The sequence below is a fragment of the Streptomyces sp. NPDC051105 genome (assembly GCF_040682795.1).
Lineage (GTDB): Bacteria > Actinomycetota > Actinomycetes > Streptomycetales > Streptomycetaceae > Streptomyces.
This window is the reverse complement of sequence record NZ_JBFBBR010000002.1, coordinates 745,172-765,121: the sequence shown is the minus strand read 5'-3', so window position 1 is coordinate 765,121 and position 19,950 is coordinate 745,172. Positions and strand designations below refer to the sequence as shown.

General features: G+C 71.7%; 17 protein-coding genes and 2 pseudogenes. 12 read left to right on the top strand and 7 right to left on the bottom strand.

Annotated features, from left to right (window positions below; genetic code table 11):
* The first annotated feature begins 52 nt into the window (after window positions 1–52).
* Window positions 53–505, top strand: coding sequence for a hypothetical protein (locus AB0N16_RS07380; protein WP_365793979.1), 453 nt, complete (start codon window positions 53–55; stop codon window positions 503–505).
* A gap of 154 nt (window positions 506–659) precedes the next feature.
* A complete protein-coding gene (locus AB0N16_RS07375; RefSeq protein ID WP_365793977.1) occupies window positions 660–1,640 on the top strand; it encodes a hypothetical protein in 981 nt (326 codons plus the stop codon).
* A gap of 57 nt (window positions 1,641–1,697) precedes the next feature.
* Here the strand turns inward: AB0N16_RS07375 and AB0N16_RS07370 are convergent, their stop codons facing one another.
* Window positions 1,698–5,072: a pyruvate carboxylase gene (locus tag AB0N16_RS07370; protein ID WP_365793975.1), complete on the bottom strand. Its 3,375-nt coding sequence runs from the start codon at window positions 5,070–5,072 to the stop codon at window positions 1,698–1,700.
* Window positions 5,073–5,262: 190 nt separating this feature from the next.
* On the bottom strand, window positions 5,263–6,084 hold the full coding sequence (locus AB0N16_RS07365; RefSeq protein ID WP_365793973.1) for a hypothetical protein: 822 nt from the start codon (window positions 6,082–6,084) through the stop codon (window positions 5,263–5,265).
* A 263-nt stretch (window positions 6,085–6,347) separates the two neighbouring features.
* Between AB0N16_RS07365 and bla the strand changes: the two genes are divergently transcribed.
* The 7 genes from bla to AB0N16_RS07330 all read left to right on the top strand — a co-directional run bounded on the left by bla (window position 6,348) and on the right by AB0N16_RS07330 (window position 12,829).
* A complete protein-coding gene (gene bla / locus AB0N16_RS07360; protein WP_365793972.1) occupies window positions 6,348–7,223 on the top strand; it encodes a class A beta-lactamase in 876 nt (291 codons plus the stop codon).
* Between the two features lie 179 nt (window positions 7,224–7,402).
* Window positions 7,403–8,971: an ATP-binding protein gene (locus AB0N16_RS07355; RefSeq protein ID WP_365793970.1), complete on the top strand. Its 1,569-nt coding sequence runs from the start codon at window positions 7,403–7,405 to the stop codon at window positions 8,969–8,971.
* Complete coding sequence (locus AB0N16_RS07350) at window positions 8,968–9,375, top strand: roadblock/LC7 domain-containing protein (RefSeq protein WP_181807431.1); 408 nt, start codon at window positions 8,968–8,970, stop codon at window positions 9,373–9,375. The genes AB0N16_RS07355 and AB0N16_RS07350 overlap by 4 nt, the downstream gene beginning before the upstream one ends.
* The gene (locus AB0N16_RS07345) at window positions 9,372–9,719 is read left to right on the top strand and encodes a DUF742 domain-containing protein (protein ID WP_365793967.1); all 348 of its coding nucleotides are present in this window, start codon (window positions 9,372–9,374) and stop codon (window positions 9,717–9,719) included. The genes AB0N16_RS07350 and AB0N16_RS07345 overlap by 4 nt, the downstream gene beginning before the upstream one ends.
* 13 nt (window positions 9,720–9,732) lie before the next feature.
* A complete protein-coding gene (locus AB0N16_RS07340; protein WP_365794071.1) occupies window positions 9,733–10,326 on the top strand; it encodes an ATP/GTP-binding protein in 594 nt (197 codons plus the stop codon).
* On the top strand, window positions 10,323–11,531 hold the full coding sequence (locus tag AB0N16_RS07335; protein WP_365793965.1) for a cytochrome P450: 1,209 nt from the start codon (window positions 10,323–10,325) through the stop codon (window positions 11,529–11,531). The genes AB0N16_RS07340 and AB0N16_RS07335 overlap by 4 nt, the downstream gene beginning before the upstream one ends.
* A 71-nt stretch (window positions 11,532–11,602) precedes the next feature.
* A complete protein-coding gene (locus AB0N16_RS07330; RefSeq protein ID WP_365793963.1) occupies window positions 11,603–12,829 on the top strand; it encodes a cytochrome P450 in 1,227 nt (408 codons plus the stop codon).
* Here AB0N16_RS07330 and AB0N16_RS07325 read toward each other — a convergent pair.
* Both AB0N16_RS07325 and AB0N16_RS07320 read right to left on the bottom strand, forming a co-directional pair.
* Window positions 12,826–13,206: pseudogene (locus tag AB0N16_RS07325) on the bottom strand (NAD(P)-dependent oxidoreductase); the annotation flags it as partial. The gene AB0N16_RS07330 and the pseudogene AB0N16_RS07325 overlap by 4 nt on opposite strands.
* A 55-nt stretch (window positions 13,207–13,261) precedes the next feature.
* Window positions 13,262–13,339: pseudogene (locus tag AB0N16_RS07320) on the bottom strand (hypothetical protein); the annotation flags it as partial.
* A 282-nt stretch (window positions 13,340–13,621) separates the two neighbouring features.
* Between AB0N16_RS07320 and AB0N16_RS07315 the strand changes: the two are divergent.
* Window positions 13,622–14,611 carry an aldo/keto reductase gene (locus tag AB0N16_RS07315; RefSeq protein ID WP_365793961.1) on the top strand — a complete coding sequence of 330 codons (990 nt, stop codon included), beginning with the start codon at window positions 13,622–13,624 and terminating at the stop codon, window positions 14,609–14,611.
* 49 nt (window positions 14,612–14,660) lie between these two features.
* A complete protein-coding gene (locus AB0N16_RS07310; RefSeq protein WP_365793959.1) occupies window positions 14,661–15,821 on the top strand; it encodes a PP2C family protein-serine/threonine phosphatase in 1,161 nt (386 codons plus the stop codon).
* Window positions 15,822–15,827: 6 nt separating this feature from the next.
* On the opposite strand, the gene AB0N16_RS07305 is transcribed toward AB0N16_RS07310, so the two are convergent.
* Window positions 15,828–17,483, bottom strand: a complete 1,656-nt coding sequence (locus AB0N16_RS07305) for a carboxylesterase family protein (RefSeq protein ID WP_365793957.1) — start codon at window positions 17,481–17,483, stop codon at window positions 15,828–15,830.
* A 231-nt stretch (window positions 17,484–17,714) separates the two neighbouring features.
* On the opposite strand from AB0N16_RS07305, the gene AB0N16_RS07300 reads away from it, so the two are divergent.
* Window positions 17,715–18,500 (top strand): NPP1 family protein, encoded by a 786-nt coding sequence (locus AB0N16_RS07300; RefSeq protein ID WP_365793955.1) that lies wholly within the window; start codon window positions 17,715–17,717, stop codon window positions 18,498–18,500.
* A 1-nt stretch (window position 18,501) separates the two neighbouring features.
* Here the strand turns inward: AB0N16_RS07300 and AB0N16_RS07295 are convergent, their stop codons facing one another.
* Both AB0N16_RS07295 and AB0N16_RS07290 read right to left on the bottom strand, forming a co-directional pair.
* Window positions 18,502–18,963 (bottom strand): SRPBCC domain-containing protein, encoded by a 462-nt coding sequence (locus tag AB0N16_RS07295; RefSeq protein ID WP_365793953.1) that lies wholly within the window; start codon window positions 18,961–18,963, stop codon window positions 18,502–18,504.
* Between the two features lie 73 nt (window positions 18,964–19,036).
* Window positions 19,037–19,852: an SAM-dependent methyltransferase gene (locus AB0N16_RS07290; protein WP_365793951.1), complete on the bottom strand. Its 816-nt coding sequence runs from the start codon at window positions 19,850–19,852 to the stop codon at window positions 19,037–19,039.
* Window positions 19,853–19,950: the final 98 nt, after the last annotated feature.

Below are 19,950 nucleotides of genomic sequence, written 5' to 3'. Positions count from 1 at the left end.
ACGGTCGTAGCGTCGAAGGGAACGAAGAACGGCGGAACTGGTGGGAGCGACCATGCGCAGACCAGTGGTGGGAACGGCGATCGGACTCGGGGCGGCCCTGCTGGTCACGGCGGGCATGACGACGGCCTCCGCGACTCCGCCGACACCGGCCGCGTCGCCCGCGGTCCAGCACCCCGTGCTCGTCGACTGCCTCTGGCACCAGCGGTTCCGGCCGACCGACTTCACGCTGGCCTGCGGTGACGGCAACAGCCTGCTCACCGGCATGAAGTGGACCCAGTGGAACGACAACACCGCGGTCGGCCAGGGCGTGAACGTGGTCAACGACTGCAAGCCGTACTGCGCGGCCGGCACCTTCCACAAGTACCCGGTGACGGTACGGCTCGACCGGCCGACGGCCTGGACGAAGCATCCGAACGTGGAGCAGTTCACGCGGATGAGCCTGAGCTACGCCGGTGCCAAGCCGGAGGGATACACGCAGGTCATGAACTACCCGCTGTGGAACTGAGCGGGACCGTCACCCGGCTGCGCGGCAAGCGGGGCCACGCCGTGCGCCGGGCGGGCGACGTCCCGGCCGGGGCTGCCCCGGGCCGGGACCGACGAGCCGTCATGTTGGTGTGACCGGTACGCCGGAGCTTCGCGCTCCCGTCGAAAGAGGTCACATGCCCCGATTTCTCCGTCCGGCCGCCGTCGCCCCGGCAGCCGCGGTCGCGATCGGCCTGTTCGCGGCGGCTCCGGCCGCGGGCGACGAGCCGGTCGTCTCCAGTCCGCACGTCATCGCGCACTTCGATCTGGCCGCCGGGCAGACGCCCGAGAACGTCGTCACCGAGCGGGGCGGCTCGGTCGACGTGACCTTCGCGTCCGCACGGCAGGTCGCCAAGGTCACCCGGGAACGCCGGGTCCGGGTGCTGGCGACCCTGCCCGCCGAGGACCACCCCCGTACATCCCTGATGGACGGCGCCGTCACCCTCGGCCTGGCCCGCGCCCACGACGGCACGCTGTACGTCAACTACGCCACCGGCACCGGCAGGACGGGCGTCTGGCGCGTCCCGGCGGGCGGTGGCACTCCCGAGCAGATCGCCCAGTTGCCCTCGGACGGCCTGCCCAACGGCCTGGCCCTCGACGAGCGGCACGGGGTGCTCTACGCCGCCGACTCGGCGCTGGGCACGGTCTGGCGCATCCCGCAGGCAGGCGGCACGCCGACGGCCTGGGCCACGGGCACCGCCCTCACCGGGCTCCCGGCGCCGGCCAGCGGCTTCGGCGCCAACGGGATCAAGGTGCACCAGGACGCGGTCTGGGTGACCAACAGCGACCGCGGGACCCTGCTGCGCATCCCGGTCGGCGCCGACGGCTCGGCCGGGGCGACCGAGACGCGGGCGACCGGCCTCACCGGCGTCGACGACTTCGTCTTCCCCGGGCACTCGGACGTCGTGCTCGCCGCGCTGAACCCGTCCAACGAGGTCGTCATGGTCCGCCCGGACGGCGTCCGCAGCACCGTGCTCACCGTGCAGGACGGCCTGTCCAACCCGACCTCGCTGGCCGTGAACGGCCGTGATCTGTTCGTGGCAGGCGGCGCCTACTCCACCCAGCGCGACCCGAACCTGCTGAAGGCGCGGCTGCGCGCCCACTTCGCCCGCTCGTAGCCGTCGAGGGGAGGACCGGCGGCGACCGACCGGCCCTCCCCTCGCGCGGACCTCGACTCAGGCGATCTCGACCAGCAGGTCGCCGCCCTCCACCTGCTGGATGCGGTTGATGGCGAGCCGGGAGATCCGGCCGGTCTTCTGGGCGGTGATGGTGGCCTCCATCTTCATGGCCTCGATCGTGGCCACCGTGGCGCCCGCCTCGACCTCCGCGCCCTCCTCGACGGCGAGGGTGACGACGCCGGCGAACGGGGCCGCTACATGGCCGGGGTTGGCGCGGTCGGCCTTCTCGGTGACCGGGATGTCCGAGGCGGCCGCCCGGTCGCGGATCTGGATGGGCCGCAGCTGGCCGTTGAGGCTGGACATCACCGTGCGCAGACCGCGCTCGTCGGCCTCGCCGATCGCCTGGAGCTCGATGAGCAGCCGGACGCCGGGCTCCAGGTCGACCGCGTACTCCTTGCCCGGGCGCAGGCCGTAGAAGAAGTCCTTGCTGTCGAGGACGCTGGTGTCGCCGTAGGTCTGGCGGTGCGTCTCGAACTCCCGGGTCGGGGCCGGGAACAGCAACCGGTTCAGGGTCGTGCGGGGGTCCTTGGCGAGGCCCTCGCGGTCCTCGGTGCCCAGCTCCGGTGCCGGCTTGGCGGCGCCGCGGCCCTGGAGCGCCTTGGTGCGGAACGGCTCGGGCCAGCCGCCGGGCGGAGTGCCCAGCTCGCCGCGCAGGAAGCCGATGACCGAGTCCGGGATGTCGAACTTGTCAGGGGTCGCCTCGAAGTCCTCCGGCTTCACCCCGGCGCCGACCAGGTGCAGGGCGAGGTCGCCGACCACCTTGGAGGAGGGGGTGACCTTGACCAGCCGGCCCAGGATCCGGTCGGCGGCCTCGTACATCGCCTCGATGTCCTCGAAGCGGTCGCCGAGGCCGAGCGCCACGGCCTGGGTGCGCAGGTTGGAGAGCTGACCGCCCGGGATCTCGTGGTGGTAGACGCGGCCGGTCGGAGAGGCGAGGCCCGCCTCGAAGGGCGCGTAGACCTTGCGGACGCTCTCCCAGTACGGCTCCAGGTCCTCGACCGCCCGCAGGTCGAGCCCCGTGGGACGCTCCGAGTAGTCGGTCGCGGCCACGATCGCCGACAGGGAGGGCTGCGAGGTCGTACCGGCCATGGAGGCCACCGCGCCGTCCACCGCGTCCGCACCGGCCTGGATGGCGGCCAGGTAGGTGGCCAGCTGGCCACCCGCCGTGTCGTGGGTGTGCAGGTGGACGGGCAGGTCGAACTCCCGGCGCAACGCCGAGACCAGCTTCGCGGCGGCCGGGGCGCGCAGCAGCCCCGCCATGTCCTTGACGGCCAGGATGTGCGCGCCGGCCTCGACGATCTGCTCGGCGAGCCGCAGGTAGTAGTCGAGGGTGTAGAGCCGCTCGTCCGGGTTGGAGAGGTCGGCGGTGTAGCAGAGGGCGACCTCGGCGATCGCGGTGCCCGTCTCCCGTACCGCCTCGATGGCGGGGCGCATCTGGCCGACGTCGTTGAGGGCGTCGAAGATGCGGAAGATGTCGATGCCGGTGGCGGCGGCCTCCTGGACGAAGGCGTCGGTCACCTCGGTGGGGTACGGGGTGTAGCCGACGGTGTTGCGGCCGCGCAGCAGCATCTGGAGGCAGATGTTGGGGACGGCCTCGCGCAGGGCGGCCAGCCGCTCCCAGGGGTCCTCGGCGAGGAAGCGCAGCGCCACGTCGTAGGTGGCGCCGCCCCAGCACTCCAGGGACAGCAGTTCGGGCAGGGTGCGGGCGACCACCGGGGCGACGGCGAGGAGGTCGCGGGTGCGCACGCGGGTGGCGAGCAGGGACTGGTGGGCGTCACGGAAGGTGGTGTCGGTGATGCCGATGGTCGGTGACTCGCGCAGCCAGTGGGCGAAGCCCTCCGGGCCGAGCTCGACCAGACGCTGGCGGGAGCCCGCGGGCGGCTCCCCGGCCGGCAGCGGGGGCAGCTTGGAGGTCGACTCGATCAGATGGGGGCGCTCGCCGTGCGGCTTGTTGACGGTGACGTCGGCCAGGTAGGTGAGCAGCTTGGTGCCGCGGTCGGCGGAGGAGCGGGCGGTGAGCAGGTGCGGACGCTGCTCGATGAACGAGGTGGTGATCCGGCCCGCCTGGAAGTCCGGGTCGTCCAGGACGGCCTGGAGGAAGGGGATGTTGGTGGCGACACCGCGGATGCGGAACTCGGCGACGGCTCGCCGGGCGCGGCCGATGGCGGCCTTGAAGTCCCGGCCCCGGCAGGTGAGCTTGACCAGCATGGAGTCGAAGTGGGCGCTGATCTCCGTACCGGCGTGGGTGGTACCGCCGTCGAGCCGGATGCCGGAGCCGCCCGGGGAGCGGTAGGCGCTGATGCGGCCGGTGTCGGGGCGGAAGCCGTTGGCGGGGTCCTCGGTGGTGATACGGCACTGGAGGGCGGCGCCGCGCAGCTTCACCGTGTCCTGCGACAGCCCGAGGTCGGCCAGGGTCTCGCCGGAGGCGATGCGCATCTGGGCCTGGACCAGGTCGACGTCGGTGACCTCCTCGGTGACCGTGTGCTCGACCTGGATGCGCGGGTTCATCTCGATGAAGACGTGGTTGCCGTGCGGGTCGAGGAGGAACTCGACGGTGCCGGCGTTGCGGTAGCCGATCTCGCGGGCGAAGCGGACGGCGTCGGCGCAGATGCGGTCGCGCAGCTCCGGGTCGAGGTTGGGCGCGGGGGCCAGCTCGATGACCTTCTGGTGGCGGCGCTGGAGCGAGCAGTCCCGCTCGAAGAGGTGAATGACGTTCCCCTCGCCGTCGGCGAGGATCTGCACCTCGATGTGGCGCGGGTCGACGACGGCCTTCTCCAGGAAGACGGTCGGGTCGCCGAACGCGGAGGCCGCCTCCCGGGAGGCCTGCTCGATGGACTCGCGCAGCGCGGCCGGGTCCTCGACCCTGCGCATCCCGCGGCCACCACCGCCGGCCACGGCCTTCACGAACACGGGGAAGCCGATCTCGTCGGCGGCGCGGACCAGTTCGTCGATGTCGTTGGAGGGCTGCGAGGAGCCGAGCACCGGTACGCCGGCGGCGCGGGCGGCGGCGACCGCGCGGGCCTTGTTTCCGGTCAGCTCCAGCGTCTGGGCGCTCGGCCCGACGAACGTGATGCCCGCCTCCTCGCAGGCGCGGGCGAGTTCCGGGTTCTCGGAGAGGAACCCGTAGCCCGGATAGACGGCGTCGGCCCCGGCCCGGCGGGCGGCGCCCACGATCTCCTCGACGGAGAGGTAGGCCCGTACCGGATGGCCGGGTTCCCCGATCTCGTAGGCCTCGTCGGCCTTCAGCCTGTGCAGCGAGTTACGGTCTTCGTGGGGGAACACGGCGACCGTGCGCGCGCCCAGTTCGTAGCCCGCGCGGAAAGCGCGGATGGCGATCTCTCCACGGTTGGCGACCAGCACCTTGCGGAACATCCCTGGATCCCTTCAGCCTGCCGGCGACAAACACCATGGTGTCAGCCGCGCCCTGCCGTAGCCCGCGCAACATTAGGGGTTGCCCGGACCGGCTGAAGTGCGAAAACCATCACATTGACGTCGTTGAGCACTTCGACGGGTCGCCCGCGTGACTTATGGGTTTCGGGGAACCCGGAGGGATTGGGGAGTCTCAGCGGACCCGGAGCGACGCTACGGGGTGGTGCTGCGGTGGGTCGGGCCGAGGCACGGGCGGGTCGGACCGGGGCGGGGACGGCGGGGTGCCGAGGCGTGCGGCGGGGCGTGCGGCGAGCCGGGCGGGGATCGGCGGCCGGTGGCCGTGCAGCAGGCCGAGGACGATCGCCGCGGTCACCGCGATCAGGTGCTCCCGGCCGGCGAGGTTGGGTACGGCGACGGACTCCCACACCATCGAACCGCCGGTCAGCGCGAAGACGACGGGCGCCCGGCGGACCACGGCCAGATAGGTGAACAGGCCCACGACGGCGGCGGACGGCCCCGTGTCGAGGATCCGGCCGGCCTCCGGGGGCAGGCCGAATCCCCACCAGCCGGGGCCCAGCGCCACCATCACACGGGCCGTCATGGTGCCGGCCAGGGTGGTGAGGTAGGCGACGGCGAGCGTCCGGGCGCGGCCGAGGGCGAGTTCGGCGAGGGCGAAGGCGAGGAAGAGCTGCGTGATGCCGGCCCACACCGGGAGGTCGAGCGCGGGGACGTAGAGCGAGACCGGGGTGCGCAGCAGGGACAGCCACAGGGGGAGGTCGGCGGTGACACCGCCGAGATGCCATACCAGCCTTCTGCCGACGGGGTGCTGGGCCACGTCGTGGAAGAGGATGACGCCGAACGCGGCCACGAACGCCAGCACGATCCCGGAGAGACCACGCCGTACGAGTTGCCGTAGCGGCTCCACCAGGATGCTGTGCCATTCGTCGCGCAGTGCGCGTCCCACGAACCGGACGGTACGCGCGGCCGCCGTCCCCCAGCTTGCGTTCCCCGTCATGAAGGCATCGTCCCCTCGACACCGGCTCCCGGCCCTCGGCCCTGAGCCCCTGAGCCCCTGAGCCCCTGAGCCCCTGAGCCCCTGAAGAGGCTCTCCGTACCCCGGCCGTTCCACGCGTCATCGTAGAGACGTTTGGATCATTTGCGGCGATGCGGGAGCTACTGATGGTCGAATACCGGCGTCGGGTTTATCACCCGTCCACGGCGCAACCTCCCAGGGCGTGATCACGTCCCCCTCATCGAAACCTCGGCAAAGGAGTGGTAATGCAGCAGCCGTCGCGCCGTGTTGTGCTCACGGCGGCCCTGGGAACCGCACTGCCCGCCGGCACGGCGCCGGACGCCACGAGCAGATTCCGGGCGCTGGAGCGCGAACACGGGGCCCGGCTGGGGGTGTTCGCCTGGGACACCGGCTCGGGCGCCCGGGTACGGCACCGTTGCGGCGAACTCTTCCCGATGTGCTCGGTGTTCAAGACGCTCGCGGTCTCCGCGGTGCTGCGGGACCTGGACGAGGACGTGCTCGGCGAGGTCGTCCACTACGACGCGGGCGACGTCGAGAAGTCGGGCGGCGCGCCCATCACGGGCAAGCCCGAGAATCTCGCCGCGGGAATGACGATCGCGGAGTTGTGCGGAGCGGCGATCTCGTACAGCGACAACACCGCGGCGAACCTGTTGCTGGAGCAACTGGGCGGGCCGGTGGCCGTGACGCGGCTGTGCCGTTCGATCGGGGACCGGGTGACCCGGCTCGACCGGTGGGAGCCGGAGCTGAACTCGGCGGAGCCCGGACGGATCACGGACACCACCACCCCCCTGGCCATCGGCACCAGCTACGCGCGACTGGTCGTCGGGAGCGCCCTGGACGGCACGGACCGGCGGCGGCTCACCGGCTGGCTACTCGCCAACACCACCGGAGGGGAGCGGATTCGCGCGGGACTCCCCGCGGACTGGACCGTCGGCGACAAAACCGGAACGGGCTCCTACGGCACCGCCAACGACGTCGCGATCGCGTGGCCCCCGGGCCGCGCCCCGGTCGTCGTCGCCGTTCTGTCCACGCGCACCGACCCGGCCGCCCAGGCCGACTCGGCGCTGGTGAAGGAGGCGGCCGCCGTGGTGACGGACGCGCTCACGCGAGGCGCTTCGTAAGATCGGGCAGTTCGGGACACGGCAAGTCGCCGTCGCTGACAGCGGTTTCCTGCAAGGAGACCGGAACTGTTCTGTTTCGATCACGAACTCTCGTATAGTGACGGCCAGTTCAGTACCGAGCGTCACATCTCCCTCACCGGAACCACATCCCTACCCGCTCCGAGGACCAGACCGGACCGATGACCGCGCCCACGCATCCCGGCGATCGACCTGCCTTCCGTACGCTCGTTCCGACCCTCGCGCTGACCGCGGTGGTGTCGGCCCTCGCGGTCGTCGCCGCGGTGACCGCCGCGCCGGCCTCGGTCCGCACCCCCCTCGCCCTGGGGGGCGGTGCGGCCGCGCTGGTGCTGTGCGCCGCGGTGACCTGGGCCGTGCACGCGGCACGGGCTGCCCGGCGCGCCCGGCGCCGACTGGAGACGGTGAGCCAGGACATCGGACGGCTGCTCCAGCAACAGGCCCGCACGACCGAGGAGGCGCGCCAGGAGCAGCAGCGGCTGATCGACGAACTGGCCCAGCAGCGCAGCGAGTTCGCCGAATCCTTGGAGCAGGAGCGGGTGCGGCTCCGGGAGGGCGGCAGCCAGGAGCTGGACTGGTACCGGCAGGAGAACAGCCGGCTCGCCGCCGACCTGGAGCAGGCTTCCCGGGAGCGGGCCGCCGCGATCGCCGCGGCGGGCAACGCGGCCGGGCGGATGCAGGCCCTGGCCACCGCCACCCTCGCCGACCTGCGGGCCATGGAGGAGCGGCACACCGACGAGGAGGTGCTCGCCGACCTGCTGCACCTCGACCACCGCACCGCCCAGGCGGGCCGGATCGCCGACTCCATCGCCGTCCTGACCGGGGCGCGCTCCGGCCGCCGCTGGGCCCGTCCGATCAGCATGGAGTCCATCCTGCGCGGTGCGATGGGACGTATCAGCGGCTACCGCCGGGTACGGGTGCACTCGGTCAGCGAGACGGCCGTCACCGGCCACGCGGCCGAGGGTGTCATGCACGCGCTCGCCGAGCTCCTCGACAACGCGGCCAACTTCTCGCCCCCGACGGCCGAGGTCCACGTCTATGTGGAGGAGGTGCCGGCCGGGGTCATAGTGTCCGTGGAGGACAGCGGGCTGGTGATGGGCGATGTGCAGCTGCGCCGCGCCGAGCGGGCGGTCGCCGGTGACACCACCGAGCTCGGCGGCCTCACCGGTACCCGGCTCGGGCTGGCGGTGGTCGGCCGACTGGCCGTCAAGCACGGTCTGAAGGTCTCGTTCCGGCCGTCGGCGCGTGGCGGCACCGGGGTGCTGATGCTGGTCCCGCAGGACCTGCTGACCCGCCCGGTCGCCGACGAACCCGTGCTGCCCAAGCAGCCGGAGTCGGCCGAACCGGTGCCGGCCCCGGCGGACCCGATACCCGTGCACGAGTCCGCGGAGCCCGACGAGGACGAGGAAGGGCCCACCGGGCTGCCCAGGCGGCGCCGCGGCCGGACCCTCGCCGAGGCCGAGCGCCGGGCGGCGTCCCAGCCGGCGGAGCCGCGCCCGGCGCCCACCGCCGAGGACGCCCAGGTCCGCGCCGCCCGCTTCAACAGCTTCCGGCAGGCCGTCCGCCCGGCCGCGTCCGACGCCGCCGAGCCCTCCGACGCGCCCGGCGCCGCCGAGGCCTCCCCTTACACCCCCGCCCCGGCGCACGATCCGGTCTCCGCACCCCACGCGGAGTCCGGTCCCGAGCCCACGTCCCACCCGCACGCGCACCCGGAAGGCGACACCACTCCATGACCGGCAGGACCACCGCCGACGACAAGCTCACCTGGCTCATCGAGGGCCTCCTGGAGCGCACCCCCGGCGCCCGGCACGCCCTGGTGCTCTCCCGCGACGGCCTGAAGCTCTGCCGTACTCCGGAGCTCTCCGTCGACCAGGCCGACCAGCTCGCGGCGATCGCCGCCGGCATCCAGTCGCTGTCGCACGGGGCGTCCGTCGAGTTCGGAGACGGCAGCGGTGGCGTGCGGTCGGCGATGACCGAGTTCTACGGGGGCGTGCTGTTCATCGTGGAGGCCGGCGAGGGCGCCCACCTGGCCGTGGTGACCAGCGAGGACGCGGACCCGGGGCTGATCGGGCACAACATGAGCGAACTGGTCGAGCAACTCGGCGAACACCTGACCGCGCAGCCCCGTACGTCATGAGCCGGCCCGGCAGGGACGACGCGCCCGACCGCCTGTACACCATCACCGGCGGCCGCAGCAGCACCGGGCCGGACAGTCCCTTCGACCTGGTCACGCTGGTCGTCGCCGAGTCGGAGCCGGCCCCCGGCATGCAGTCGGAACACGCGGCGATCCTGCGGCTGGCCGAGTTCCCGACCTCGGTGGTGGAGATCGCCGCGGAGCTGAAGCTGCCGGTGAGCATCACCAAGGTCCTGCTGTGCGACCTGCAGGCGGCCGGCCGGGTCAGCGCCCGCCATCCGTACCGGCCGGCCATCACCGACCCCGACATCCTGGAGCAGGTGCTCGTTGGACTCCGCAACCTCTGACGCGCGCACCCCGTTGGGTGCCTCCGCCGACCACGGTTTCAAGATCGTGGTCGTGGGCGGCTTCGGCGTCGGCAAGACCACCCTGGTCCGTTCCGTCAGCGAGATACGTCCCCTCAACACCGAGGAGACGATGACCCAGGCCGGCGAGGAGGTCGACGACGTCCGCGAGGTGCGCGGCAAGTCCGCCACCACCGTCGCCTTCGACTTCGGCCGCATCACACTGGACGCCCGCAACGTGCTGTACCTGTTCGGGGCGCCGGGCCAGGAGCGGTTCTGGTTCCTGTGGGACCGGCTGTTCTCCGGCACTCTGGGCGCGGTGGTGCTCGTCGACACCCGGCGGATCGACGACTCCTGGTACGCCATCGACCGGCTGGAGAAACACGGCACCCCGTTCATCGTGGCCTGCAACGACTTCGGCGGCCCCACGCACGCCCCCGAGGACGTCCGGCACGCGCTCGACCTGGACCCGCACATCCCCCTGGTCACCTGTGACGCACGGTCCCGGGAGTCCGGCAAGCAGGTGCTCATCCAGCTGGTCCAGCATGTCAAGAACCGGTACGCCGGCCCCTCGGCACCGGCGGACCTGCCCCGACAGGAGTTCGTGTGATTCCCGAAGCCGTGCCACTCGGCGGCCCCCGGTTCCAGACCGAACCGGCGCGTCTGTACCGCGAGATGCGGCGCGACCACGGCGCCGTCACCCCCGTCGTGCTCGACGGGGACGTGCCCGCCTGGCTGGTCGTCGGCTACCGCGAACTGCACCAGGTGACCGGGGACCCGGTGCTGTTCAGCCGGGACTCCGACCTGTGGAACCAGTGGGACGTGATCCCCGACGACTGGCCGCTGCTGCCGATGATCGGCCGCAAGCAGCCGTCGATCCTGTACACCGTCGGCGAACGGCACCGCGAGCGCGCCGGGATGATCAGCGACGCGCTGGAGGCCGTCGACCCCTTCGAACTGCGGGGCCACGCCGAGCGGTTCGCGGACGAGCTGATCGACGGGCTGTGCACCGGCGGCGAGGCGGACCTGGTCGGCCAGTACGCGATGCTGCTGCCGGTGCGGGTGCTGGCCCGGTTGTACGGCTTCTCCGACGAGGAGGGCCCCGGCCTGGTCACCGCGCTCAACGACATGATCGACGGGCGCGAACGGGCGATCGCCGGGCAGACGCACCTGGCCACGTCCATGGCGCAGTTGCTGGCCGACCGGAAGGCGGAGCCGGCCGACGACGTGGTGTCGCGGATGCTCCAGGACAAGAGCGGGTTCACCGACGAGGAGATCGCCCAGGACCTGATGGTCATGATGGCGGCCGGGCACCAGCCGACCGCCGACTGGATCGGCAACTCGCTGCGCCTGATGCTCACCGACGACCGCTTCGCGGCCTCCCTGTTCGGCGGCCGCAACAGTGTCGCCGAGGCGATGAACGAGGTGCTCTGGGAGGACACCCCCAGCCAGAACATAGCGGGCCGCTGGGCCTCCCGCGACACCCAGCTGGGCGGCCGCCGGATCCGCGCCGGTGACCTGCTGATCCTGGGCCTCCAGGGCGCCAACTCCGATCCGCAGGTCCGCACCGACGCCTCCGCGCTGACCGGCGGCAACAGCGCGCACTTCTCCTTCGGGCACGGCGAGCACCGTTGCCCGTTCCCGGCGCAGGAGGTCGCCGAGGTGATCGCCCGGACCGGCATCGAGGTCGTCCTCGACCGGCTGCCGGACATCGACCTGGCGGTGCCCGCCGACTCCCTCACCCGCCGGCCCTCGCCCTGGCTGCGGGGGCTGACCGAGCTTCCCGTCCGGTTCACGCCCGTACCCACCCTGTAGTCCGACACCGACGGTCAGGCGCAGCACCGATTGGCGCAGTACTCCGACTCTGCCCTGGGAGGCACGTCACGATGACGACCGGTACCGAACAAGCCCGGATCGCCCTCGACCCCTTCGTCACCGACCTGGACGGCGAGAGCGCGCGGCTGCGCGCCGCCGGTCCACTCGCCGCCGTGGAGCTGCCCGGCGGGGTGCCCGTCTGGGCGGTCACTCGTCATGCCGAGGCCAAGGCCCTGCTCACCGACCCGCGTCTGGTCAAGGACATCAATGTGTGGGGGGCCTGGCAGCGGGGGGAGATACCGCCGGACTGGCCGCTGATCGGCCTGGCCAACCCCGGCCGTTCCATGCTGACCGTGGACGGCGCCGACCACCGCCGGATGCGCGCGCTGGTCGCGCAGGCGCTCACCCCGCGCCGGGTGGAGCAGATGCGGGAGCGGATCGAGAAGCTCACCCAGGACCTGCTGGACGCCCTGCCGGCGGACCAGGAGACCCTGGACCTCAAGGCGGCTTTCGCCTATCCGCTGCCCATGTTCGTGGTCGCCGACCTGATGGGCATCGACGAGGCCGAACTGCCGCGCCTGAAGGTGCTGTTCGAGAAGTTCTTCTCGACCCAGACCCCGCCCGCGGAGGTCATCGCGACCCTCACCGAGCTGGCCGGCATCATGGCGAATACGGTCGCCGCCAAGCGGGCCGAGCCCGGCGACGACCTCACCAGCGCGCTGATCCTGGCCTCCGAGGACGGCGACCACCTCACGGACGAGGAGATCGTCTCCACCCTCCAGCTGATGGTGGCGGCCGGTCACGAGACGACGATCTCCCTGATCGTCAACGCCGTGGTCAACCTCTCCACCCACCCCGGCCAGCGGGCCAAGGTGCTCTCCGGCGAGGTGGACTGGTCGGCGGTGGTCGAGGAGACCCTGCGCTGGTCCACCCCGACCTCGCACGTGCTGATCCGCTTCGCCACCGAGGACGTGCCGGTCGGCGACAAGGTGCTCCCGGCGGGCGACGCGCTGATCGTGTCGTACGCCGCGATCGGCCGCGACGAGCAGGCGCACGGGCCCAGTGCCGGGGAGTTCGACGTCACCCGGGAGTCGAAGAACCGGCACATCTCCTTCGGCCACGGCCCGCACGTCTGCCCCGGCGCCGCGCTGTCCCGGTTGGAAGCGGGCGTCGCGCTGCCCGCCCTGTACGACCGCTTCCCCGGCCTGGACCTCGCGGTGCCGGCGTCCGAGCTGCGCAACAAGCCGGTGGTCACCCAGAACGACCTCTTCGAGCTGCCGGTCCGGCTCGACTCCTAACCGGCCTTGACGGAGTACGACTTGGCTCCCGTGCCGGTCAGCGCACCGCCGTCGACGATCAGGTACTCGTCGCGGATCGGCCGGCCGGCGAACCAGGACTCCAGGATCTCCCGGGTGCCGGCGGCGTAGCGGGCCTGCGCGGAGAGCGAGGAGCCGGAGATGTGTGGGGTCATCCCCTGGTGCGGCATGGTGCGCCAGGGATGGTCGGCGGGCGCGGGCTGCGGGTACCAGACGTCGCCCGCGTAGCCGGCCAACTGCCCGCTGCGCAGCGCCCGGTCGACGGCGTCCCGGTCGACGATCAGGGCCCGGGCGGTGTTGACGAGATAGGCGCCGCGCTTCATCGTGCCCAGCAGCTCGTCGCCGAACAGGCCCTCGGACACCGAGTTCGTGTTCGAGCCGCTGGATCGGGGCGGACAGCGAGGGCTGCGAGACATGACAGGCGGCGGCCGCGCGGGCGAAGTGCCGCTCTCGGGCGAGCGCGACGAGGTATTCGAGCTGGCGCAGCAGCATGCGGGCACCCCCGGAGGATCGACGGCGGATCGACGGCGGCCACCGTATCCGGGTCCACGTCTACCGGACGGGGAGCACGACCGGGGAGCACGGACCGGCAGCGCACGGTGGCGGCCGTTTGACATCGAGTGCGCTCGAAGCCGTAGCGTCCAGAGCGCTCCTCCGGACAAGGCCCCCGCGCCGGGATGCCGATACGCGGATTCCGCAGCTGAATGGAACAAGGCCCGTGGGCCCTCCGGAACGGGAGCCGAACCCGAGCAGGAACGAAAGGCTGGGAGTGACATGCGACAGCGCAGTCTGCGAGACCTTCAGGTGAGCAGCATCGGCCTCGGCTGCATGGGAATGTCCGCCTTCTACGGCACCGCCGACCAGGACGAGGGCGTGCAGACCATCCACCGCGCGCGGGAACTCGGCGTCACCTTCCTCGACACCGCGCAGCTCTACGGGCCGCTCACCAACGAGACGCTGGTGGGCGAGGCGGTCCGGGGGCACCGTGACGAGTACGTGATCGCCACGAAGTTCAACTACCGGATGGACCACGCCGTCCCCGGCGACATGAGCAGCATCGGCCCCCAGGACGGCTCCGCCGAGCACGTGCGCAGCTCGGTGCACGGCTCGCTCCGGCGTCTGGGCACCGACTACATCGACCTCTACTACCAGCACCGCGTCGACCCGAACGTGCCGATCGAGGAGACCGTGGGCGCCATGGCCGAGCTGGTCGCCGAGGGCAAGGTGCGGCACATCGGGCTGAGCGAGGCGAGCCCGGAGACGATCCGGCGGGCCCACGCGGTGCACCCGATCTCGGCCGTGCAGACCGAGTACTCGTTGTGGACCCGCGATCCGGAGGACGGGGTGATCCCGACCTGCCGTGAGCTGGGCATCGGGTTCGTGCCGTACTCGCCGCTCGGCCGTGGCTTCCTGGCCGGCCGGTTCTCCTCCCCCGACGACCTCGACGCGAACGACTGGCGCCGCACCGGCCCCCGGTTCACCGGCGACAACCTGGAGGCGAACCTGCGGCTCGCCGGCAAGGTGAAGGAGATCGCCGCGGAGAAGGACGTGACCCCGGCCCAGCTGGCCCTCGCCTGGGTGCTGGCCCAGGGCGACGGTATCGTGCCGATCCCGGGCACCAAGCGCCGTACCTACCTGGAGCAGAACGCCGGCGCCGTCGACGTCGAACTGACCAAGGAGGATCTGGCCCGCATCGACGCCGAGGTGCCCAAGGCCGCGGGCGAGCGTTACGACGAGGCCGGGATGAACAGCGTGAACCTCTAGGATCCCGCTCGCGGTGGCCGCTCGATCGGGGGTGGCGCACGCTGGTGGCATGGTGACCTGGCGGAGCTGTGCGGCGGGCGTGCGGCGGTCGTGGCAGTCGTCCGACGCGCTGCTGCTGCTCCCGATCGCACTCATCGTGGTGATCGCGGTGGCGGACCTGCGCGCGCCGGCGGACATCCATCTGGGCCCCGCTCTGGTCATCGCCCCGGCGCTCACCCCGTCCTTCGCCGGCCCCCGGGCGGCCGCGCTGGTCGGGGCGCTCGCGGTAGCCGCCCAAGTGGTGATCGCCGTGTTCCACGGCGGTCTGACCACCGCGAACCACATCGTGCAGATCGTCACCCTGACGCTGCTCTCGGTGCTCGTGGTGGTCTACAGCGCGGTTCGCGAGCGGCGTCGTGCCCAGCTGGCCCAGGTGCGCACCGTCGCCGAGGCCGCGCAGCACGTGCTGATGTGGCCGCTGCCCGAGCACATCGGCCCGCTGCGGATCGCCTCGCTGTACCTGGCCGCCGAGGACGAGGCGCAGATCGGCGGTGACCTGTACGCGGCCACCCGCCGCGACGGCGAGGTCAGGGTCCTGATCGGCGACGTCCGGGGCAAGGGACTGTCCGCGATCGGGGAGGCGGCGCTGCTGCTGGGCGCCTTCCGGGAGTCCGCCCACCGGCACATCACCCTGGCGGACCTGGCGGCCGCCCTGGAGCAGAGCGTGCAGCGCTACGCGGTGGACCTGGAGCCCCGGGAGGAGGCGGGCGAGCGGTTCGCCACCGCCCTGCTGGTCGAGATCCCCGACGAGGACCCGGTCACCAGGATGACCAGCTGCGGTCATCCGCCGCCCCTGCTGCTGAGCCCGGGGCACGCGGTGACCGTTCCGAGCCTGCATCCGTCGCCGCCGCTGGGTGTGCCCGGTGCGGGCGGCACCGAGCACACCCTGGACGTGTTCTCCTTCGAGCCGGGCGACACCCTCCTGCTCTACACCGACGGTGTCGTCGAGGCACGGGACGCGCAGGGCCGCTTCTACCCGCTCGTGGAGCGGGTAGCGCAGTGGACCGACGCCGCTCCCGAGGCGCTGATGCACCACGTCCGGCGCGACCTTCTGGCCCACGCGGGCGGCCACCTCGGCGACGACGCGGCCCTGATCGCCCTGCACCGCACCCCGACCGTGCACCGCCGTCACCATCACGGCATCCTCGGCCACGACTCCGCCCGGGCGTAGCGGACCTCAGAGTTCCGTGGTCTGCGATTCCAGGTACGTCTTCAGGAAAGTGAGCTTGGCGTCGCTGTCGGCTACCGCGAGCGTGCCGAAGTTCGCGCCGAGTTCCATGGTCTGTGGGGTGTCGGTGGCGAGGGCGGGCCAGTTGGTCAGGGAGCTGCCGTTCGGGTCGCCGGTGGCGGCGAACCGGGCGACGTAGGAGGCGGTGATGTCGGCGATGTCGTAGTCCTTGGAGGTCCAGGGGCGGTCGGTGTTGTAGAGGTAACCGAGCAGGTAGTAGACGTCGGAGCCCTGGAAGGCGCCGGTCGCGGCGGTGCCGATGACCGGGTTGGTGTCGTCGTACCCGGGCGGGACCCGGGTCCAGAAGTAGGTGTGCACGGCGCTGGAGTTGGCAGCCGTGTTCTTGAACTGGGTCGCCCACAGGAAGGCGGAGACGCGTTCCTCGTCCCGGACGTAGGCGTTGTACTGCTGGGCGGCCGCCGTGTCACTGTCCGCCGGGTACAGGCTCAGGAAGGTGTCCGCCAGCCCCAGCGGACCGAACTCGGAGCGGGCGTACGCCTTGAACGCGTCGAGCGTCAGCTTCAGGTCGGGCGAGGCGCCGTTCGCGTCCTTGCAGACGCCGGTCAGGACGGGCACGTCGGTCTCGGCGCAGGCCTTCAGCACGGCGGTGTAGGTGTCGGGCAGCACGTATCCGTCGAGGACGTGGCCGAAGTCGGCGCTGGTGTCGGCGGCGGCCAGGGTGACGATGTCGTCGGCGGCCAGCGCGCGCAGGGCCGCGAGATCGGCGGCGCCCGCCTGGGCGGCGAAGGCGCTGCCGTTGGCCTCGGCGTCGGCGAGGGTCCGGTAGCGGCCGGTTCCCTTGGCCAGTCCCGGGTCCTTGGTGTACCGGACGCCGGAGGAGAGCAGGGCGCGGTGGTAGAGGCCCTTGGCGCGCCGGGAGGCGAGGAGGATGTTGACGATGGACGCGCCCTGCGCCCAGCCGGCCAGCGTCACCCGGTCCGGGTCACCGCCGAACGCGGCGATGTTCCGCTGGACCCACTCCAGCGCGGCGACGACGTCCAGGATCCCCCAGTTGCCCGAGCCGCCGTACGCGGACTCGGCGGTCAGTCCGGGGTGGGCGAGCCCACCGAGCGGGCCGACACGGTAGTCGGGATTCACGACGACCACGCCCTTGGACGCGAGCAGGGAGCCGTCGTACATCTCCTGGCCGGACCACAGGGCCCGGTCGCCGCCGTAGAGCCAGACGAGGACGGGGCGGCCGCTGCCCGAACCGGTCGCCGCCGTCCAGATGTTGAGGTTCAGGCAGTCCTCGCCCAGTTCGGGCACCTGGTCGTCGGGGATGCCCGTGACCGGCTGCGGGCAGGCCGGGCCCCACGAGTCGGCGGCGCGCACCCCGTCCCAGGAGGGGGCCGGCTGCGGCGGACACCAGCGGTTGGCTCCGGCGGTGGAGGCGGCGTACGGGATGCCCTTGTAGACGGTGACGCCGCGCAGGCCGCCCTGGACTCCGGTGACCTGGCCGGACTCGGTGGTGACCGGGTCGGCGTCGGCCGCGCTGCGGGCCGCCTCGGCCGGCGTGGGCAGCGTGCCGAGCAGTCCGGCCGCGGCGGCGGCGCCGAGGAAGCCGCGCCGGTTCAGCGCGGCCGAAGTCATGTCTCTGTCGTTCACACGGGCTCTCTTTCGGGTCGTGGGGGGGGCGAGCCGACGAGAAGCCTGGCGTCGGGCCGGGCAGCGCGGCAAGCGCAACCGGACTACTCACAGCAGGTCAACAGGCTCTGACAGCAACCGAGTTGACCGAGCTGTTCAATTGTCTTTGGGTCAAAATTAAGTCGTAAGGGTGGTCTCGACCATTGGCTGACTGTCAGACTCCGCTTCGCCTTTCAGAGACAGGGAGTCGACATGCCAGACCTGCAATCCCCCCCTCGCAGACGGCCACTCCGCAAGGCCCTCGCCGCCGCGGTCGGTGCCCTTGCACTGGTCGTCGCCGTGCCCGCCACCGCGCACGCCGACGTCCTGACGCTGCTGCCGCAGAACGCCGACGGACTGGAGCAGACCTTTTCCCCGGCCTACGACTACGACGGCGACGGCTGCTACGCCACGGCGGCCATCGGCGCCGATGGCACCATCAACCCCGGTCTCGCGCTCGGCGGTGACGTCAACGGCCACTGCCACGACTACGCGCAGCTCGCCAACGCCAACACCTACTCCCGCGAGAAGTGCAACAACGGCTGGTGCGCGGTGATGTACGCCAGCTACTTCGAGAAGGACCAGGCGACGCTCGGGCCGCTGGCCATCGGGCACCGGCACGACTGGGAACACGTCATCGTGTGGATCCAGAACAACCAGGTGCAGTACGTCTCGGTGTCGCAGCACAGCAGCTACCAGGTGGCGGCCGCCTCGACGATCCGGTTCGACGGCACCCACCCGAAGATCGTCTACCACAAGGACGGCGCGTCCACCCACGACTTCCGGTTCGCCAACTCCAACGACGACCCGCCGGAGAACGTGACCGGCGGCTGGTTCTACCCGCGTCTGGTGGGCTGGGACGGCTACCCGGCGGGCTACCGCGACAAGCTGATGAACGCGGACTTCGGCGACGCCACCATCAAGATCAAGGACGGCTCGTTCAACGCAAACCTGTCGTACTCCATGCCGTCCGGGATCTCGTTCGACCCGAACGCCTGAGTCAGGTGGGGCCCTCGACGAGCCGGGCCAGGTTGTCGAGGGCCATCCGGGTGCCCAGTTCGTTGTCCTCGGGGCGGACGCCTCCGGGGATGCCCTCGTGCCGGACCTCGACGTCCGTGCCACCGCCGACCGCGGTGAGGGCCGTCGTCATCGTCATGGTGCCGTGCACCCGTTCGTCGGCGGTCTCGAAGTCGATGACCTCGACGACGAGGCGGTCCGGGACCAGCCGGGCGAAGTGCCCCCGGTAGGTGTCGGTGTGCCCGCCGGACTTCCCGGCGCGGCCGGGGTCGTCGTAGTCGAGGGACACCCGGAACTCGCCGCCCTCGCGGGCGTCGAAGGCGTGGACCCGGGCGGTCATGCCGTCCGGTGCCCGCCAGGCGGCGACCGCCTCCGGGTCGAGCAGCGCCCGGTAGACGGCGGCCGGGGGCGCCTGCACCCGCCGGGTGACACGCGTACTGGTCATGACCTCACGGTACCCGCGAGACGACCGTGCCGGGGCCGGGAAGGTGAGCCGGGCCCCGGCACGGAGCCCTGGGTCACGGCTTGCGGGCGACCGCTCCGTACATCGCGATGTCCTCGTCGCGGATGCCTTCCTCGCCGCTGCCGTCCGGGTGCCACTTGTGCACCTGGACGATGCCCGGCTCGACCAGCTCCAGGCCCTCGAAGAACGCGTGGGCCTCGTCGATGGTGCGCAGCCGCATCGGCATGTTGCGGGCCGCGTACTCGCGGGCGACCCGGCCCACCTCGTCGGGCGCGAACTCGGCGGTGCCGATGGACATCGCCAGATAGCTGCCGGAGGGCAGCGGTTCCAGCAGCCGTCGTACGACACCGACCGCGTCGTCCGCGTCCAGCATGAAGTGCACGATCGCGATCACCGTGAGCGCCACCGGCTGGTCGAGATCGAGGGTCTCGCGCAGCTCGGGGGCGTCGAAGATGTCCGTCAGATCGCGGAAGTCGGCCTCGATGTACGCCGTCCTGCCCTCGGGCGTGCTGGAGAGCAGGCCCTGGGACAGGGTGAGGACGATGGGGTCGTTGTCCACGTAGACGACCCGGGAGTCGGGCGAGACGGCCTGGGCTATCTCGTGGAGGTTCGGGGAGGTGGGGATGCCGGTGCCCACGTCCAGGAACTGGCGCATCCCCGCCTCCTCGGCAAGCCAGCGCACGGCACGGTTCATCCAGTCGCGGTTGGCGCGCATGTGGATCGGGAGCGCGGGCCACTCCCGGGCCATGGCGTCACCCGCCTCCTGGTCGGCGGGGTAGTAGTCCTTGCCGCCCAGGATGTAGTCGTAGATCCGCGCGGAGTGCGCGTTCTCGGTGTCGATACGGTCGGCCGGCCATCCGTTGTCGGGCAACGCCGTGTCTCCCATTCGGGTGAGGGGTGAGGGGGATGCGGGGGTCTGTGCTCAGGGGGATACAAGTGGGGGGTGAGTGAACGATCAGCTATAGCAAG

Excerpts from the sequence above, each read along its gene's own strand:
- AB0N16_RS07380 (WP_365793979.1), top strand. The coding sequence starts at position 53 with ATGCGCAGACCAGTGGTGGGAACGGCGATCGGACTCGGGGCGGCCCTG.
- AB0N16_RS07375 (WP_365793977.1), top strand. The coding sequence starts at position 660 with ATGCCCCGATTTCTCCGTCCGGCCGCCGTCGCCCCGGCAGCCGCGGTC.
- AB0N16_RS07370 (WP_365793975.1), bottom strand. The coding sequence starts at position 5,072 with ATGTTCCGCAAGGTGCTGGTCGCCAACCGTGGAGAGATCGCCATCCGC.
- AB0N16_RS07365 (WP_365793973.1), bottom strand. The coding sequence starts at position 6,084 with ATGACGGGGAACGCAAGCTGGGGGACGGCGGCCGCGCGTACCGTCCGG.
- bla (WP_365793972.1), top strand. The coding sequence starts at position 6,348 with ATGCAGCAGCCGTCGCGCCGTGTTGTGCTCACGGCGGCCCTGGGAACC.
- AB0N16_RS07355 (WP_365793970.1), top strand. The coding sequence starts at position 7,403 with ATGACCGCGCCCACGCATCCCGGCGATCGACCTGCCTTCCGTACGCTC.
- AB0N16_RS07350 (WP_181807431.1), top strand. The coding sequence starts at position 8,968 with ATGACCGGCAGGACCACCGCCGACGACAAGCTCACCTGGCTCATCGAG.
- AB0N16_RS07345 (WP_365793967.1), top strand. The coding sequence starts at position 9,372 with ATGAGCCGGCCCGGCAGGGACGACGCGCCCGACCGCCTGTACACCATC.
- AB0N16_RS07330 (WP_365793963.1), top strand. The coding sequence starts at position 11,603 with ATGACGACCGGTACCGAACAAGCCCGGATCGCCCTCGACCCCTTCGTC.
- AB0N16_RS07315 (WP_365793961.1), top strand. The coding sequence starts at position 13,622 with ATGCGACAGCGCAGTCTGCGAGACCTTCAGGTGAGCAGCATCGGCCTC.
- AB0N16_RS07310 (WP_365793959.1), top strand. The coding sequence starts at position 14,661 with ATGGTGACCTGGCGGAGCTGTGCGGCGGGCGTGCGGCGGTCGTGGCAG.
- AB0N16_RS07300 (WP_365793955.1), top strand. The coding sequence starts at position 17,715 with ATGCCAGACCTGCAATCCCCCCCTCGCAGACGGCCACTCCGCAAGGCC.
- AB0N16_RS07295 (WP_365793953.1), bottom strand. The coding sequence starts at position 18,963 with ATGACCAGTACGCGTGTCACCCGGCGGGTGCAGGCGCCCCCGGCCGCC.